The 16,510-nt window shown below is 53.8% G+C and carries 15 protein-coding genes and 1 pseudogene; 8 read left to right on the top strand and 8 right to left on the bottom strand.

The annotated features are described in order from the left end of the window. The first annotated feature begins 499 nt into the window (after nucleotides 1–499). The 6 genes and pseudogenes from rpmH to K6L24_RS21520 all read left to right on the top strand — a co-directional run bounded on the left by rpmH (nucleotide 500) and on the right by K6L24_RS21520 (nucleotide 5,279). The gene (rpmH, locus tag K6L24_RS21545; RefSeq protein WP_003023858.1) at nucleotides 500–640 is read left to right on the top strand and encodes a 50S ribosomal protein L34; all 141 of its coding nucleotides are present in this window, start codon (nucleotides 500–502) and stop codon (nucleotides 638–640) included. Between the two features lie 17 nt (nucleotides 641–657). Then, a complete protein-coding gene (rnpA, locus tag K6L24_RS21540) occupies nucleotides 658–1,017 on the top strand; it encodes a ribonuclease P protein component (protein WP_062744083.1) in 360 nt (119 codons plus the stop codon). Continuing rightward, a pseudogene (gene yidD, locus K6L24_RS21535) lies at nucleotides 981–1,239 on the top strand (membrane protein insertion efficiency factor YidD). Before rnpA ends, yidD begins: the two are co-directional and overlap by 37 nt. A 2-nt stretch (nucleotides 1,240–1,241) precedes the next feature. Then, nucleotides 1,242–2,888, top strand: a complete 1,647-nt coding sequence (gene yidC / locus K6L24_RS21530; RefSeq protein ID WP_062744084.1) for a membrane protein insertase YidC — start codon at nucleotides 1,242–1,244, stop codon at nucleotides 2,886–2,888. Between the two features lie 120 nt (nucleotides 2,889–3,008). Continuing rightward, entirely contained in the window at nucleotides 3,009–4,373 is a 1,365-nt protein-coding gene (gene mnmE / locus K6L24_RS21525; protein ID WP_062744140.1) for a tRNA uridine-5-carboxymethylaminomethyl(34) synthesis GTPase MnmE, read from the top strand. 156 nt (nucleotides 4,374–4,529) lie between these two features. Next, complete coding sequence (locus tag K6L24_RS21520; protein ID WP_137268975.1) at nucleotides 4,530–5,279, top strand: 4'-phosphopantetheinyl transferase family protein; 750 nt, start codon at nucleotides 4,530–4,532, stop codon at nucleotides 5,277–5,279. Nucleotides 5,280–5,319: 40 nt separating this feature from the next. Here the strand turns inward: K6L24_RS21520 and K6L24_RS21515 are convergent, their stop codons facing one another. Further along, complete coding sequence (locus K6L24_RS21515) at nucleotides 5,320–6,633, bottom strand: NCS2 family permease (protein WP_062744086.1); 1,314 nt, start codon at nucleotides 6,631–6,633, stop codon at nucleotides 5,320–5,322. Between the two features lie 245 nt (nucleotides 6,634–6,878). Here K6L24_RS21515 and yieH point away from each other — a divergent pair, with 245 nt between their 5' ends. Beyond that, complete coding sequence (yieH, locus tag K6L24_RS21510) at nucleotides 6,879–7,541, top strand: 6-phosphogluconate phosphatase (RefSeq protein ID WP_062744087.1); 663 nt, start codon at nucleotides 6,879–6,881, stop codon at nucleotides 7,539–7,541. 538 nt (nucleotides 7,542–8,079) lie between these two features. On the opposite strand, the gene K6L24_RS21500 is transcribed toward yieH, so the two are convergent. From K6L24_RS21500 to pstS, 7 genes are all read right to left on the bottom strand, one after another. Next, the gene (locus K6L24_RS21500; RefSeq protein WP_062744089.1) at nucleotides 8,080–8,553 is read right to left on the bottom strand and encodes a transcription termination/antitermination NusG family protein; all 474 of its coding nucleotides are present in this window, start codon (nucleotides 8,551–8,553) and stop codon (nucleotides 8,080–8,082) included. Nucleotides 8,554–9,074: 521 nt separating this feature from the next. Next, complete coding sequence (locus K6L24_RS21495) at nucleotides 9,075–10,313, bottom strand: MFS transporter (RefSeq protein WP_222681817.1); 1,239 nt, start codon at nucleotides 10,311–10,313, stop codon at nucleotides 9,075–9,077. A gap of 135 nt (nucleotides 10,314–10,448) precedes the next feature. Further along, nucleotides 10,449–11,186 carry a phosphate signaling complex protein PhoU gene (phoU, locus tag K6L24_RS21490; protein WP_062744091.1) on the bottom strand — a complete coding sequence of 246 codons (738 nt, stop codon included), beginning with the start codon at nucleotides 11,184–11,186 and terminating at the stop codon, nucleotides 10,449–10,451. A gap of 17 nt (nucleotides 11,187–11,203) precedes the next feature. Continuing rightward, nucleotides 11,204–11,971: a phosphate ABC transporter ATP-binding protein PstB gene (pstB, locus tag K6L24_RS21485; protein WP_062744092.1), complete on the bottom strand. Its 768-nt coding sequence runs from the start codon at nucleotides 11,969–11,971 to the stop codon at nucleotides 11,204–11,206. Nucleotides 11,972–12,014: 43 nt separating this feature from the next. Then, nucleotides 12,015–12,902, bottom strand: coding sequence for a phosphate ABC transporter permease PstA (gene pstA, locus K6L24_RS21480; RefSeq protein WP_062744093.1), 888 nt, complete (start codon nucleotides 12,900–12,902; stop codon nucleotides 12,015–12,017). Beyond that, a complete protein-coding gene (pstC, locus tag K6L24_RS21475; protein ID WP_062744094.1) occupies nucleotides 12,899–13,861 on the bottom strand; it encodes a phosphate ABC transporter permease PstC in 963 nt (320 codons plus the stop codon). Before pstC ends, pstA begins: the two co-directional genes overlap by 4 nt. A gap of 99 nt (nucleotides 13,862–13,960) precedes the next feature. Continuing rightward, nucleotides 13,961–15,001 carry a phosphate ABC transporter substrate-binding protein PstS gene (gene pstS / locus K6L24_RS21470; RefSeq protein WP_062744095.1) on the bottom strand — a complete coding sequence of 347 codons (1,041 nt, stop codon included), beginning with the start codon at nucleotides 14,999–15,001 and terminating at the stop codon, nucleotides 13,961–13,963. A 387-nt stretch (nucleotides 15,002–15,388) separates the two neighbouring features. On the opposite strand from pstS, the gene K6L24_RS21465 reads away from it, so the two are divergent. Further along, the gene (locus K6L24_RS21465) at nucleotides 15,389–16,504 is read left to right on the top strand and encodes an NAD(P)-dependent alcohol dehydrogenase (protein WP_062744096.1); all 1,116 of its coding nucleotides are present in this window, start codon (nucleotides 15,389–15,391) and stop codon (nucleotides 16,502–16,504) included. Nucleotides 16,505–16,510: the final 6 nt, after the last annotated feature.

Raw genomic sequence — 16,510 nt, 5'->3', positions numbered from 1 at the left:
TGCTTTCAGGGAAGGATCCGACCCGGAGGATCGTCAGCGGAAGGGCGGATCATAGCGTAAAGCGCAGCAGAGATCTTCACTTTCTACACAGTTTTGATCCAATTTATCCACAGGCACTGACGGCGTGGATAAGTTTACGCCACCCTGAGCAAAAGGCATTCAGGATCGTCTGCATTCGTTGAAATTTAATGGTGCCGTCACGTTATCGCCGCAACTCTGATGTAACGGGATCGCAAGAAGATCCTGCTCGATCCTTGCGATTTTTAGCCGACACCGTATAATTCTTGCCCCGGCGTGTGGCGCCATAGCCCTTTTGGCTGAAACAGTGAGTCACTACGGGCAATCAAGGCGCGCTTTTCACGCGAAGTAAATTGACTCTGGACTGTACAATTATTACAATCCCGCCTCTTTATTAAAGACACACTGAGGCGTCGGTCGTTTTTTCGGGCCAGATAACGCGTCACCAAGTGAAATTTTCCAAGTTTAGGTAGAAATCGCCATGAAACGCACTTTTCAACCGTCCGTACTGAAGCGCAACCGTTCACACGGTTTCCGTGCTCGTATGGCAAATAAAAATGGTCGTCAGGTTCTGGCACGTCGTCGTGCTAAAGGCCGTTCTCGTCTGACCGTTTCTAAGTAATAAAAGCTAACCGCTGAGTGGTTAAGCTCGCATTTCCCAGGGAGTTACGTTTGTTAACTCCCACTCATTTCACTTTCGTCTTCCAGCAGCCACAACGGGCTGGCACGCCGCAAATTACTATTCTCGGCCGCCTGAACGCGCTGGGGCATCCCCGCATCGGTCTTACCGTCGCAAAAAAACATGTTAAACGTGCCCACGAACGTAACCGGATCAAGCGATTGACCCGCGAAAGCTTTCGTCTGCGTCAGCATGAACTGCCCGCGATGGACTTTGTGATCGTAGCGAAAAAGGGTGTTGCCGATCTGGATAATAAGGCACTGACGGAAGCGTTGGAGAAATTATGGCGTCGCCATTGTCGCCTGGCTCGCGGGTCCTGATCGGGCTGATACGCGTCTATCAACGCGTAATCAGCCCACTGTTAGGACCCCACTGCCGTTTCCATCCCACCTGCTCGCAATACGGTATTGAGGCATTGCGCAGGTTTGGGATGGTAAAAGGGAGTTGGTTGACGATGAAACGCATATTAAAATGCCACCCCTTAAACCCGGGTGGCGACGATCCGGTGCCGCCACATAACCATTGATCCCAGAGAACATTAACGATGGATTCGCAACGCAATCTTTTCCTCATCGCTTTTCTGTTCGTGTCCTTTATGATCTGGCAAGCCTGGCAGACGGACCACGCTCCGCAGCCATTGCAAACCCAGACCACACAGAACACGAACAGCGCAGCCGGTGACGCCGCCAATCAGGGTGTCCCTGCCAGCGGACAGGGCAAAACGATCACCGTTAAGACTGATGTCCTGTCTTTGAACATCAATACTCGCGGTGGCGATATTGACCAGGCGTTATTGCTGACATACCCGGACTCACTGGGTTCTGACAAGCCTTTCCAGCTGTTGGAAACCACGCCAGGCTTCCTGTATCAGGCACAGAGCGGCCTGACCGGTCGTAATGGCCCGGATAACCCGGCGAACGGCGCACGTCCGCTGTATACCGCAGCTCAGGATCACTTCGAACTGGCTGATGGCCAGAGTGAACTGCGTATCCCGCTGACCTTTACTGCTGAAAACGGCGCAACTTACACCAAAACCTTCGTACTGAAGCGCGGTGAATACGCCATTAATGTCGACTATCAGATCAACAACGCCTCTCAGCAACCGCTGGAAGTGGCGATGTTTGGTCAGCTGAAGCAGTCTATTGACCTGCCGAAGCATCGCGATACCGGCAGCAGCAACTTTGCTCTGCACACGTTCCGTGGTGCGGCTTACTCCAGCAGTGAGACCAACTACGAGAAGTACAAATTCGACAAAATCAGCGACAACGAAAACCTGAGCACCACCACCAACAACGGTTGGGTGGCGATGCTGCAGCAGTATTTCGCGACCGCATGGGTACCACAGACAGCAGGCATCAACACGCTGTACACCAGCAATCTGGGTAACGGTATTGCCGCCATTGGCTATAAGTCTGCGCCGGTGAGCATCGCGCCGGGTTCCCAGCAGCAGCTGGCTGCCACCCTGTGGGTTGGCCCGGAAATTCAGGACAAGATGGCGGCCGTGGCTCCCCACCTGGATCTGACCGTGGATTACGGCTGGCTGTGGTTTATCTCCCAACCGCTGTTTAAACTGCTGAAATTCCTGCATACCTTTATTGGTAACTGGGGCTTCTCGATTATCGTTATCACCTTTATCGTTCGTGGCATCATGTACCCGCTGACCAAGGCGCAGTACACCTCCATGGCGAAAATGCGTATGCTGCAGCCAAAGATCCAGGCAATGCGTGAGCGTTTAGGCGACGATAAGCAGAAGATGAGTCAGGAGATGATGGCGCTGTATAAGGCGGAGAAAGTGAATCCGCTGGGTGGCTGTCTGCCGCTGGTTATCCAGATGCCAATCTTCCTGGCCCTGTACTACATGCTGATGGGCTCAGTCGAACTGCGTCATGCACCGTTCGCACTGTGGATCCATGACCTGGCCGCACAGGACCCGTACTACATCCTGCCGATCCTGATGGGTATCACGATGTTCTTCATTCAGAAGATGTCGCCAACCACAGTGACCGACCCGATGCAGCAGAAGATCATGACCTTTATGCCGGTCATCTTCACCGTGTTCTTCCTGTGGTTCCCTTCAGGTCTGGTGCTGTACTACATCGTCAGTAACCTGGTGACCATTCTCCAGCAGCAGCTGATTTATCGCGGCCTGGAAAAGCGTGGTCTGCACAGCCGCGACAAGAAAAAAGCGTAACGCGTTTGATGTTACGGGCTGACCGAAACAGAGGGTCAGCCCCGTGCTAACGGTACGTACAATGCTTACACTAAGGCGGTCATCATGACCGCCTTTTTTTTTCCAAAAAGAGAATCCAATATGAGCCATAGCGATACTATCGTCGCACAGGCGACGCCTCCGGGCCGTGGGGGAGTCGGTATTCTGCGTGTTTCCGGTAGCAAAGCTGCCGACGTCGCGCAGCTGCTACTGGGCAAAGTGCCAAAGCCACGCTACGCCGACTACCTGCCTTTCCGCGATGCTGACGGCAGCACGCTGGACCAGGGGATCGCACTGTGGTTCCCAGGCCCGAACTCATTTACCGGTGAAGACGTGCTGGAATTGCAGGGCCACGGTGGCCCGGTGATCCTCGATCTGCTGCTGAAGCGTATTGTCACACTGCCCGGGCTGCGCATCGCTAACCCGGGGGAGTTTTCCGAGCGTGCCTTCCTCAATGACAAGCTGGACCTGGCCCAGGCAGAGGCGATTGCCGACCTGATTGATGCCAGTTCAGAGCAGGCCGCACGTTCTGCGGTCAACTCGCTGCAGGGCGTTTTCTCCGCGCGCGTCAATCATCTGGTGGAAGCACTCACTCACCTGCGGATCTATGTCGAGGCTGCCATCGACTTTCCGGACGAGGAGATCGACTTCCTTTCTGACGGCAAAATCGAGGCACAGCTGCATCAGGTGATCGCCGACCTGGAGAGTGTGCGCGCTGAAGCCCGTCAGGGCAGCCTGCTGCGCGAAGGGATGAAAGTGGTGATTGCCGGCCGCCCTAATGCCGGTAAATCCAGCCTGCTGAACGCACTGGCCGGACGCGAAGCGGCGATCGTCACCGATATTGCCGGGACAACCCGCGATGTGCTGCGTGAGCATATTCATATAGACGGCATGCCGCTGCATATTATTGATACCGCAGGACTGCGCGAAGCCGGTGACGAAGTTGAGCGCATCGGCATCGAACGAGCCTGGAATGAGATTGAACAGGCCGACCGGGTGCTGTTTATGGTCGATGGCACTACCACCGGCGAAACAGAGCCCGCCGCTATCTGGCCAGACTTTATCGCCCGTTTACCGCCAGCGTTACCGATTACGGTTGTACGTAATAAAGCGGACATGACCGGCGAGGTGCTGGGGATTGAGGAAGTAAATGGTCACTCACTTATTCGCCTTTCTGCCCGGACCGGTGATGGCATAGACGTACTGCGTGACCACCTGAAACAGAGCATGGGTTTCTCAGGCAATATGGAAGGCGGCTTTCTGGCCCGTCGTCGCCATCTGCAGGCACTTGAGTTAGCAGCCACTCACTTACAGCAGGGCAAAGACCAGCTACTGGGTGCATGGGCGGGTGAATTACTGGCAGAAGAGCTGCGGCTGGCGCAGCAGTCGCTGAGTGAGATCACGGGAGAGTTCAGCTCCGATGATCTGCTGGGGCGTATTTTCTCAAGTTTCTGTATCGGGAAGTAACGCATCTGCAAAATCGCTCTATTGCACCAGCAATCTGTCCATAAAGAGTGACAATAGTCCTAAAATGACCCTGAGAATGGATTCTCAGGTGTAATTTGATAAGAATATTCTTACAATAACAGCGATGATTATCCGACCATTTTCACGGAGCGACAGATGGCAAGTCATTTTGCACGTTGGGCTCTCGCCCACACACGAACCCGGGTACACCGACTCCCACTGCAAATAGTAGAGCACGCTAACCGATTCTCTGAGAAACGGCGCGCTCGTTATCTGGCTGCCCGTACCTTGCTGGCAGAACTAATGCAACGCGTATATGGGATGCCCACGCTTCCGGAGTTGATCACCACCGCCAACGGACGCCCCTGTTTTGCCGACCCAGACCTGCCGGATTTCAGCTTTGCCTATGCCGGCAGTATGGTTGGCGTGGTGCTGGCGGAAGAAGGCGGACGGGCCGGGCTGGATATGGAAATTGTTCGTGCGCACAGTCGCCAGACGATGGAGTACCATTTCAAGTGCCTCTCCTCCGGTGAGAAGGCGTGGATTAACGCCCAAAACGATGCTATTGAAGCTTCAACGCAACTCTGGACGCTGCGCCAGAGTATCCTGAAGCTCACCGGTGAAGGTGAAGGGGAAGAGGGAAGCAGCTCTCTGCGCTTACACCCGGCCTCCGGACGAATGCGCTCGGTGACCTGGCCTGATATTCACGCCTTGTGTGATGTTGAGCCGTTACTGGTCTGGTCCTGTGCATTATCGCCAGGGACAGACAGATTGCGCCTGTGGGAATATAACGAGAATGAAGGGTGGGAATCGTTACGCGATTTGAACATCAGTGCTCAGAATCTGGGGCCACGTACGTTACGTCTGACGAGCATACCGACAGAAAAACAGCTCAACTACTCCTGACAGAGATGACGGGTCGCGTTTCCGCTCCCCGTCAGCCAGATTAATGTGCGTCGACGAAGGCAATTTTCAGGACAAACAGTAGTGCCACCACCACCACGCACGGGCTGATTTCACGCCAGCGACCGGTTCCCAGCTTCATCACGCAGTAAGAGATAAAGCCCAGAGCAATCCCTTCCGTAATTGAGAAACTGAACGGCATCATTGCCGCAGTAACAAATGCCGGTACCGCTTCGGTCAGATCATCCCATTTTACGCGCGACAGACTGGAGGTCATCAGAACCCCCACATAAATCAGCGCACCCGCTGCCGCGTAAGCAGGCACCATGCCTGCCAGCGGTGACAGGAACATCACCAGCAGGAACAGGACACCGGTCACTACCGCCATTAATCCCGTACGGCCGCCGACAGAAACACCGGATGAGCTTTCGATATAGGCGGTGACGGAAGAGGTGCCGATAAAGGAACCGGCGACGGAACTGATGCTGTCGACGTACAGCGCCTGTTTCATACGGGGAAACTTACCGTTCTCATCAGTCAGGCCTGCTTTATCGGTTACGCCAATCAGCGTCCCGGAGGAGTCAAACAGGTTTACCAGCATAAAGGAGAAGATAATCCCTGCCATACCGATGTTAAGCGAATCCTTCAGGTTGACCTGCCCCAGCACCGAGGTCACCGCCGGTGGCGCAGAAAAGATCCCCGTGTACTTCACGTCACCGATGGCCAGGCCAATACCGGTAGTCACCACGATCGACACCAGCACCGCAGCATGGATATTGCGTGAGGCGAGAATAGCGATAATAAAGAAGCCCAGCGCACCCAGCAGTACGCTGTGAGAGGTGAGGTTGCCCACCGACACCAGCGTCGCTTCATTGGCCACAATGATGCCTGCATTTTTCAGCCCCATCATGGCGATAAACAGGCCAATACCGGCGGTGATCCCCACTCGCAGGCTCAACGGGATATTGGCGATCATCCAGTAGCGCACACGGAAAATCGTCAGCAGCAGCAGGCCAACAGCGCCCCAGAAAATCGCCCCCATACCGATCTGCCATGAAATGCCCATCGCACCAACCACCACAAAGGCAAAGAAGGCGTTCAGACCCATTGCCGGAGCCAGTGCAACCGGCAGATTCGCCACCAGGCCCATCAAAATACTGCCAAAGGCGGCAATCAGACAGGTCGTCACAAAGACGGCCTGAGTATCCATGCCTGCCACGCCCAGAATCTGGGGGTTAACAAAAACGATGTAGACCATCGTCAGGAACGTAGTGAAACCAGCAATCACCTCAGTACGTACGGTGGTGCCATGCTCCTGCAATTTAAAAATCCGTTGTAACAGACCGGGATTCGTCATTATGTGTTTCCAGAACGGAGAAAAGTTGTCGGCCGATATCCTACCCCAAAATTCAGACGTTGGGATATTGATCACGCGGTTTTTTCGCAACCGATTGCGCTGTTTTTATCGTCTGATCACTACCGTTAACCGGAATTGACGCTGCTGACCGTGAAAAACAGGAGGGGTACGATCAATTATCGAAATGTCCCCCGCCTTCACGTTACTATCCGTTATCAGCCCATCAGAACTTATAAGGAAGCAGGATGTCAGTGGAATGCATTTTTTTTGATTGTGACGGTACGCTGGTCGACAGTGAAATGCTCTGTACTCAGGCATACGTCAACACCTTCGCGGAGTTTGGTGTCACGCTGTCGTTGCAGGAGATGTTCGAGAAATACAAAGGCGTGAAGCTGTATGACATCATCGCCGACGTCTGCCAGCAGCATCAGCTCACGGCCTCTGTGGAGGTACTTGAACCCGCCTATCGCCGGGAAGTGGCCCGTCTGTTTGAACGTGAACTGAAACCGATTGCGGGAGCTAAAGCCTTACTGGAAAAAGTGAGCGTGCCGATGTGTGTTGTCTCCAACGGTACGGTTCCCAAAATGGAACATTCGCTTGGTCTGACCGGGATGCGCACCTTCTTCGGCGATCGCCTGTACAGTGGTTACGATATCGGACACTGGAAGCCAGAACCGGCGCTGATGTTCCATGCAGCCCGGGAGATGGGGGTCGCGATTGAGCACTGCATCCTGGTGGATGACTCTGAAGCCGGGGCAAAGGCCGGCATTGCGGCCGGGATCCCGGTATTCTATTACTGCGTCGATGCCCATAACCCGCCCCTCGATCATCCGCTGGTAACGGTATTTAACGATATGGCACAGCTACCCGGGCTGTGGCAGGCGCGCGGCTGGCAACTGACCCGCTGAGTACAGTCACGCGAATGATCGGACACTCCTGTATTTTTCATCGTCACGCGGCCGGACACAATCAGCCTGGCCCGCGTTACTACTCCGGAGTGTTAGCCCTGGCAGACTGTTCCACCCGTTGTTCAGGTGATGCTCATCAGGGGTAAAAAACTAAGCGCTGTTATTTTTGTTGATATACCAACGTAGTGACTTCAACAGCAGGGAAGAGTGTTTAATCACTTTTCCCTCGGCTACCAGTTGGAGAAGCAGAGTGCGGGTAATATAAATGCTCTCACCGCAGCTGTCCGCTAAATCCCGGGTTTTAGGCCAAACCTCCGGCTGCTGTAAGGCCCCTCCCTCTCCCCGTCTGGCGTCAATCTCGCTACAAATTAACGATAACTGATGTAGCATTTGACATTTTTTTTGCGCTACCGGTGTTTTTTTTATTCTCATATCTATCAGATCCTCCTTTTACCTGGCGTCTAAAAAGCATCACGAAATGAATAAAAAAAACAATCAACAGTATTAACACACCGATATAATATGAATATTATTTTAATTATTCGACACGGTTCAGCCTTATTTCTGACATAATCATTTCATGCAAAAAAGAGAGTAACCCATAACTGTTGCCATCTTTTATTTTTTGCAGTCTTTCTTCCATTTTCATCAGATTATGGTCTTTTTTAATCTGACTGACAGGCAAGCTATTATTGTTAAAGGCTCTTCTCATCAATGCTTCAATCAGGCTTTGCGGTAAGGGCCGGGGTTCACGGCCAAACTTGACTATATAACTGACCCCTGGCAAGGCATTTATCCTGGCGGTATTGATGAGGTCAGCGTCAATGTTAACGAACAGATAAGGAGGAAACATCGGCTCAACGCTGGCCCTGATGTGTTGAGAACCTGCGCCATTTTTTTTGCGCGTCATCATCGGACAAAAGGTGGTAGCTCCTATTTTTTCCAGCGACTCCTCAGCCTGTTCCATGCGTCCATACTTACAAAAAATTAAATACCAACCACTTACTGTCATGCAGCCTGTTCCTTCATTATCCTGCCCCAGCAATATCAGCAGGCAGGCTCCGCCAAAACCTGACCATTATCATGGCAAGACAGAGTACAAAAATATTTTTAATAGTGATGGTGAATAACGGCTATATCTCAGGAGGATGCGGGCAGAGATCGCTCCTTCGCTGAAAACAGTCTGCCACCTTGCGGGGGGTAACGTTAACCAGTTTCTTTTAGGCTGTAAACAACAATAAATGTTCAAAAAGCGTTAATGGGAATAATTTATCGATATTTTATATGCATAACACTGATAAAAGCGACCTGATCACCCATATGGCCAGTTATATAAAAAATAATAAATCGCAAAAATTAATTATGCGCCATGTTTGTTGTAATGTTTTTATTTGTAAACATTACACAGAAGGAGGAGAAGAACGGGTCAGATCAGGTCGGTGTACTCAATAATACGATCGCAGAGAAAAGGATGACGCGGGCGTATTGTCTTTGTCGTCCTGCGCGGTGACTCCCGCACAGGACGACGGTCGGTCAGCCTATCGCCCCCAGAACATCGTCATTGCTCTGCTTTTTCGGCAGCAGGAACAGCGTGGCAACGATATCCAGCACGTAGATCAGGGCCAGCAGCGTAATCGCAGCAGCAAACGACCACTGGCTCACCAGCAGGCCAATCACCAGCGGACCAAAGCCCCCCACGCCCCGCCCCAGATTAAACAGAACGTTCTGCGCCGTGGCGCGGACTTTTACCGGATAGGTATCCGAGATGAGCGCGCCATAGCCACCTATCATCCCGTTAACAAACATCCCCATCAGTGCGCCGGTAAAGAGCATTACCGTTGGGTTTTGCAACTGGGCATACACCACCACCATCACCACGGCACCGACCTGATAGATCAGGAAAATTTTCCAGCGCGCAAAGCGATCGGCCAGCAGGCCAAACAGCCAGATACCGAAGGTCATACCGACTACCGTTACCGCCGTCCACAGCCCGGATTTGGTCAGGGAAAAGCCAAATGTCGTGGAGAGGTAGCTTGGCATCCAGATCATCAGGCCATAGTAACCAAAGTTTTGTACTGAACAGAGGATGAAAATGCCGATGCTGGCTTTTGTGGTCGCCACATCGGCAAACAGCAGCTTAATACGGGCAGAGAATGACAGCCCCTGATTGACGTCCACATGTTCGGTGAAGGCATCCGGCTCCCCCATACCGCGGCGAATTACAAACGATGCCAGCGCAGGCAGGAGCCCGACCAGAAACATACCGCGCCAGCCGATAATATCCAGCAGAAGCGGGGTGATAAATGCCGCCATCAGTACGCCCAGCTGCCAGCCCATGCCGACCCACGCCGAGGCACGGTTGCGCTTATTAGCAGGCCAGACCTCGGCAATCAGTGCCATGCCGATGCCGAACTCACCGCCCAGCCCCATTCCGGCCAGGGTACGGTAAGCCAGCAGATCCCAGTATCCCTGCGCCACCGCGCACAGCCCGGTAAAGACAGAAAACATCAAAATAGTGAACGTCAGGACGCGGATACGGCCAAACCGATCGCTGATATGGCCAAAAATAATGCCCCCCAGCACTGCACCGATTAGGGTCCAGGTCACCAGCGAACCGGCCTGTGAAGGGTTTAACGCCAGAGACAGGCTGATCGCAGGCAGCATAAAGCCGAGGATCAGCAGATCAAAACCGTCCATTGCATAGCCGCTGACCGCAGCAACCATCGCCTTTCCTGGCGTAACGCTGCGTTTATCCGGGGAGGAAACTGACATGCTTTACTGACCTTTTCATAAGAATTTTGCCGCAAGTATAAGTAGGACGGTGCGCGGTATCCAGACGAAAAAGTAATGAGGTGAATGCAGGGGGGAGGTAAGGCGTGCCGCAATCCGGGCACGCCTCAGCAGATCTTAACCCGGATTATTTTCGCCGCTGTCGTCACCGGTCAGCAGTTTATCCAGCTGGTCACCGCCGACGTGACGGAAATCCTGGCCTTTCACGAAGTAGAAGATAATTTCACAAATGTTCTGGCAGCGGTCACCGATGCGCTCGATAGCACGGGCGCAGAACAGCGCCGTCAGCACGCTGGGGATGGTGCGCGGGTCTTCCATCATATAGGTCATCAGCTGACGGACGATGCCCTCATACTCCTGGTCAACTTTCTTATCTTCACGATAGATTTCTACCGCCGCATTGAGATCCATACGCGCGAAGGCGTCCAGTACGTCGTGCAGCATCTGGATCGTGTGATGGCCCATCGACTCCAGGCTCACCAGCAGCGGCTGGTGCTGCTGCGTGAACTTCTCCAGCGCGGTACGACAAATCTTCTCGGCCACATCACCGATACGTTCCAGCTCGGAGATAGTTTTGATGATTGCCATCACCAGACGTAAATCGCTGGCGGTCGGCTGACGTTTGGCGATGATGCGCACGCAGGCTTCATCAATCTCCACTTCCATCATGTTGACCTTGTGATCGCCTTCAATCACTTTATTCGCCAGCTCGCCATCCTGGTTGTGCATCGCAGTGATGGCATCCGTCAGCTGCTGCTCAACCATGCCGCCCATGGTCATCACCTGGGTGCGGATGTGCTCCAACTCGGCGTTAAACTGGCCGGAGATGTGTTTGTTCAGATTCAAGCTATCCATTGTATTCTCCAGTCAACTCAACCGTAGCGGCCGGTGATGTAATCTTCAGTTTGCTTCTGATGCGGCTTGGTGAACAGCGTGTCGGTATCGCTAAATTCAATCAGTTCGCCGAGGTACATAAACGCGGTGTGATCAGAGCAGCGCGCGGCCTGCTGCATATTGTGCGTCACGATCACCACGGTGTAATCCTGTTTCAGCTCTGTAATCAGCTCTTCAATTCGCCCGGTTGAAATCGGATCCAGCGCAGAGCAGGGTTCGTCCAGCAACAAAACCTCAGGGCGAATGGCAATACCACGGGCAATGCACAAACGCTGCTGCTGTCCACCGGAAAGACTGTAGCCGCTCTGATGCAGCTTGTCTTTGGTTTCGGTCCACAGCGCGGCTTTGGTCAGCGCCCACTGCACGCGTTCGTCCATGTCGGCACGGGACAGCTTTTCAAACAGACGCACGCCGAAGGCAATATTGTCATAAATCGACATCGGGAACGGTGTCGGCTTCTGGAATACCATCCCGACGCGGGCACGCAGCAGGGCAATGTCCTGGCTGGCGGTCAGAATATTTTCACCATCCAGCAGGATCTCACCTTCAGCACGCTGCTCAGGATAAAGTGAAAACATCTTGTTAAAGGTGCGCAGCAGGGTGGATTTACCGCAGCCTGATGGGCCGATAAACGCCGTCACCTGGTTTTTCGCAATATCCAGATTGATGTTTTTCAGCGCATGGAATTTTCCGTAATAGAAGTTCAAATCACGAACCTGAATCATCTTAGCGGAAGTATTAATCATTTTTATCTCACTCAGTCCGCGCCGCTACCGCCGCGCTGCTCAATTAATGTTTGCTCTTGGCGAAGATCACGCGTGCCAGGATGTTCAGTAACAGTACGCACAGCGTAATAATCAGCACACCCGCCCAGGCCAGACTCTGCCATTCGGCAAACGGGCTCATGGCGAATTTAAAGATGGTCACCGGCAGGTTTGCCAGCGGCTGCATCATATCGGTGCTCCAGAACTGATTCGACAGCGAGGTAAACAGCAGGGGCGCTGTCTCCCCGGCAATGCGGGCAATCGCCAGCAGCACACCGGTCAGGATGCCCGACACGGACGCCTTCAGGGTGATCGCTGAAATCATCTTCCACTTCGGCGTTCCCAGTGCATAGGCTGCTTCACGCAGGCTGTCCGGTACCAGTCTCAGCATGTTTTCTGTGGTACGGATAACTATCGGGATCTGCAACAGTGCCAGAGCGACCACGCCGGCCCAGCCAGAGAAGTGCTTCATCTGTGCCACCACGATGGTGTAAACAAACAACCCCACCACAATCGACGGCGCAGACAGCAGGATGTCGTTAATAAAGCGGGTGACTTCGGCCAGCCAGGATTTACGGCCATATTCGGCCAGATAGATGCCCGCCATAATGCCCAGTGGCGTACCGACGGCCGTTGACCAGAAGATCAGCAGCCCGCTGCCCGCCAGGGCATTCGCCAGACCACCGCCTGCCGTATTCGGTGGCGGGGTATTTTCGGTGAACAGCGACATCGTCATGCCATCAATACCGCGTGTGACGGTTGAAAACAGGATCCATACCAGCCAGAACAAACCAAATGCCATGGTCAGTAACGACAGGGTCAGGGCAATCCGGTTTTTCATCCGGCGCCACGCCTGCATTTTGCGGCGTGAGGCTAACAGTTCGTCACGCGACTGTAATTCCATCGTGGTCATGAACGTGCTCCTTCACTTTTCGCCAGGCGCAGGATCATCAGTTTCGAACAGGCCAGCACGATAAAGGTAATCACAAACAGGATCAGCCCCAGCTCCATCAGCGCAGCGGTATGCACACCCGACTCGGCTTCAGCAAATTCGTTGGCCAGCGCAGAGGTAATACTGTTGCCCGGCATAAACAGCGATGCGCTGTCGAGCTGGTAGGTGTTACCGATAATAAAGGTCACCGCCATCGTTTCGCCCAGCGCACGCCCCAGACCCAGCATCACGCCGCCAATCACCCCATTTTTGGTGAATGGCAGTACCACACGCCACATCACTTCCCAGGTGGTACAGCCGATACCGTAAGCGGACTCCTTCATCATGACCGGCGTCTGCTCGAATACGTCACGCATCACTGAGGCGATGTAAGGGATAATCATAATCGCGAGGATAATCCCGGCGGCCAGAATCCCGATACCAAAAGCCGGGCCGGAGAACAGGGTGCCAACAATCGGTACGTTAGCCAGTACGTCACCGACCGGCTGCTGGAAGTAGGTGGCAAACAGCGGAGCAAAGATAAACAGGCCCCACATGCCGTAAACAATACTGGGGATCGCCGCCAGCAGTTCAATCGCCACGCCCAGCGGGCGACGCAGCCAGTTGGGTGCAAGTTCCGTCAGGAACAGGGCGATGCCGAAGCTCACCGGGACAGCGATAAGCAGGGCAATAATGGAGGTCACGACGGTGCCGTAAATCGGCACCAGCGCACCAAACTGTTCGTTAGGGGCATCCCACTCTTTGTTCCACAGGAACGAGAAGCCAAATTTCTGGATGCTCGGCCACGAGGAGATGATCAGGGAGACAATGATGCCGCCGAGCAGCAACAGCACGATCAGCGCAGCCAGTTTGACCAGTGCGCCGAAGATGATGTCACCCTGTTTTCCGGGGGCCTTGAATGCCGGCTTGGTTTCAGCCATAGAATTCTCGAGTCTGTTACTGCAGATACGTATCGGGCAAGGCTAACCTGCCCATGGGGGTCATACGCACCACCTGCGGTGGTGCGTTACTGCCGTGGCTTAGTACAGGGCTTTGCCAGAGCTGTCTTTCACTTCTTTTTTCCAGGCGCTACGGATCTGCTCTACCACTGAATCAGGCAGGGAAGCATAGTCCAGGCTCGCGGTGGTTTTGCCGCCGTTTTTATAAGCCCAGTCAAAGAACTTCAGTACGGCAGCGCCTTTCTCAGCGTTAGCCTGCTCTTTGTGCACCAGGATAAAGGTCGTGGAGGTGATCGGCCACGCATTGTCGCCTTTCTGGAAGGTCAGGTCCTGAGCAAATGACTTGCTCCAGTCAGCCCCTTTCGCTGCGTCGCTAAAGCTCTTCTCACCTGGCTCAATGGCTTTGCCATCCGCATCCACCAGCTTGGTGTACGCCAGGCTGTTTTGTTTAGCGTAAGCGTACTCTACGTAACCGATGGAGCCCGGCAGACGCTGAACGAAGGCGGCCACGCCGTCGTTACCCTTGCCGCCCAGACCGGTTGGCCAGTTAACGGTGCTGCCTTTACCGACCTTGCTGCTCCAGTCACTGTTCACTTTAGACAGGTAGCTGGTAAACACGAATGATGTACCGGAACCGTCAGCGCGGCGTACCACGTTGATGTTGGAATCAGGCAGTTTCACGCCCGGGTTCAGCTTGGTGATCGCCGGGTCATTCCACTTTTTAATGGTGCCCAGATAGATATCACCCACGGTCTTGCCGTCCAGGGTCAGCTGTCCAGATTTGATACCAGGAATATTAACCGCCAGTACCACCCCGCCAATAACTGTCGGAAACTGGAACAGGCCATTTTTTTCTAAATCTTCGTCTTTCATCGGTGCATCTGAAGCACCGAAATCTACGGTTTTAGCAATAATCTGCTTAACGCCGCCGGAAGAACCGATACCCTGATAGTTAACCTGGCTACCCGTCGCGGTGTTGTACTCTGCTGCCCACTTATTGTACACCGGTGCCGGGAATGTCCCGCCTGCGCCAGTGAGATTGGTAGCGGCCATGGCAGAAACGGCGCTGAGAGACAGGGTTACTGCGACGAATTGAGCCAGGGTTTTGTGCATCAGTGTCATGTTCCCTCCACGGGATTAAAAAGTCAGGCCAGTTGCCGTGTTTATCTATAGCCAAAATAATTCGGGTTGCAGGCCGGCGACAAATGAGCGAATCCCGATGAGCTTACTGTTGTAAGTGATTCGGGTGAGCGAATGTAGCCAACGCACCTGCAGCTTGAAGTATGAAGGATATAATTATGATTGCTGCTGGAGGCAAAATAGGACAGTTTGGTGACAGTAAAATGTACGAAATATGACACTTTTGTGACACACCCCACCGGAATTCCCTCATCACAAGATGGCTTCCCCGCGCCCGCATCAGGCTTTTAATGCGATCACACTTCCTGCCGCTGCGCTGGTTTTTCATGGTGCTACTTTTTCCCTTCCACAGGACAGGAGATAACCACCATGAAAATAACGGCTGCGGTCATCAACCACGTCAATGCCCCCTACCAGCTGGAGACGCTGGAGCTGACGGCCTTACGCGACGATGAGGTGCGGGTAAAAGTCGTCGCCTCCGGGATCTGTCATTCCGACGAAGCGCTGCGCGTGGGTGATGAAGAACATTTTTTTCCGGGCGTACTTGGCCACGAAGGTTCAGGGATCGTTGAGGAGGTGGGGCGATCGGTGAAAGGGATTAACGCGGGCGATCACGTCGTGATGTCTTACGCTTACTGCGGTGGCTGCGCTCAGTGTCGTCAGGGCCAACCCTCTCGCTGCCAGGATTGGGGAATGATGAACGCCGGAGGGTTCCGCCATGACGGCAGCGCCGTGCTGCTGAAGCCCGATGGGGAGAAGGTGTCTACGATGTTCTCCCAGTCCTCTTTTGCCACCCATTGCCATACCCGCCTCAACAACCTGATCGTCGTGGATAAAACGGCAGACCTGCGTCTGATGGCACCGCTGGGTTGTGGGTTGTTAACGGGTTCATCGACGGTATTCAACGGACTGAAACCGCAGCCCGGTTCTGACATTGCTGTCTTTGGTACCGGGGCTGTCGGTATGGCGGCGATCATGGCGGCAAAAATTGCCGGATGCCGGCACATCATTGCGATTGATATCCATGATCCCCGCCTGTCGCTGGCGCGCGAACTGGGTGCGACCGATACCATTAACAGCAGCCAAAGCGAGGTGGTCAGCGCCATTGCCAGCCTCACCCAGGACAAGGGTGTCAATTACGCCATCGACACCACCGGCCTGTCTGCGGTGATGAAAAGTGCGCTGGATGCGCTGGCGACGGGCGGTACGCTGGCCCCGCTGGCCGTCACGCGCCACGATTTAACCTTTAATCCGATGCGCAGCCTGGTCGCCTCCGGCAAACGTGTCGTCGGCATTCTCATGGGCAATGCCATTCCTCAGGTTTCCGTACCGCAGTTGATTGAGTGGCATCAGCGTGGGGAGTTCCCGTTTGAGAAGTTAGTGAAATTCTATGACCTTGCAGACATCAATCAGGCAAGAGCGGACTCCGCCAGCGGCGTCACCATCAAGCCCGTGCTGATCGTCGATAAAAGCTACCGGATATAAAGGAGC

Origin of the sequence: Erwinia persicina, from assembly GCF_019844095.1 — a bacterium.
Taxonomy (GTDB): domain Bacteria; phylum Pseudomonadota; class Gammaproteobacteria; order Enterobacterales; family Enterobacteriaceae; genus Erwinia; species Erwinia persicina.
The sequence above is the reverse complement of the archived record's forward strand: the minus strand, read 5'-3'. Positions and strand labels throughout refer to the sequence as shown.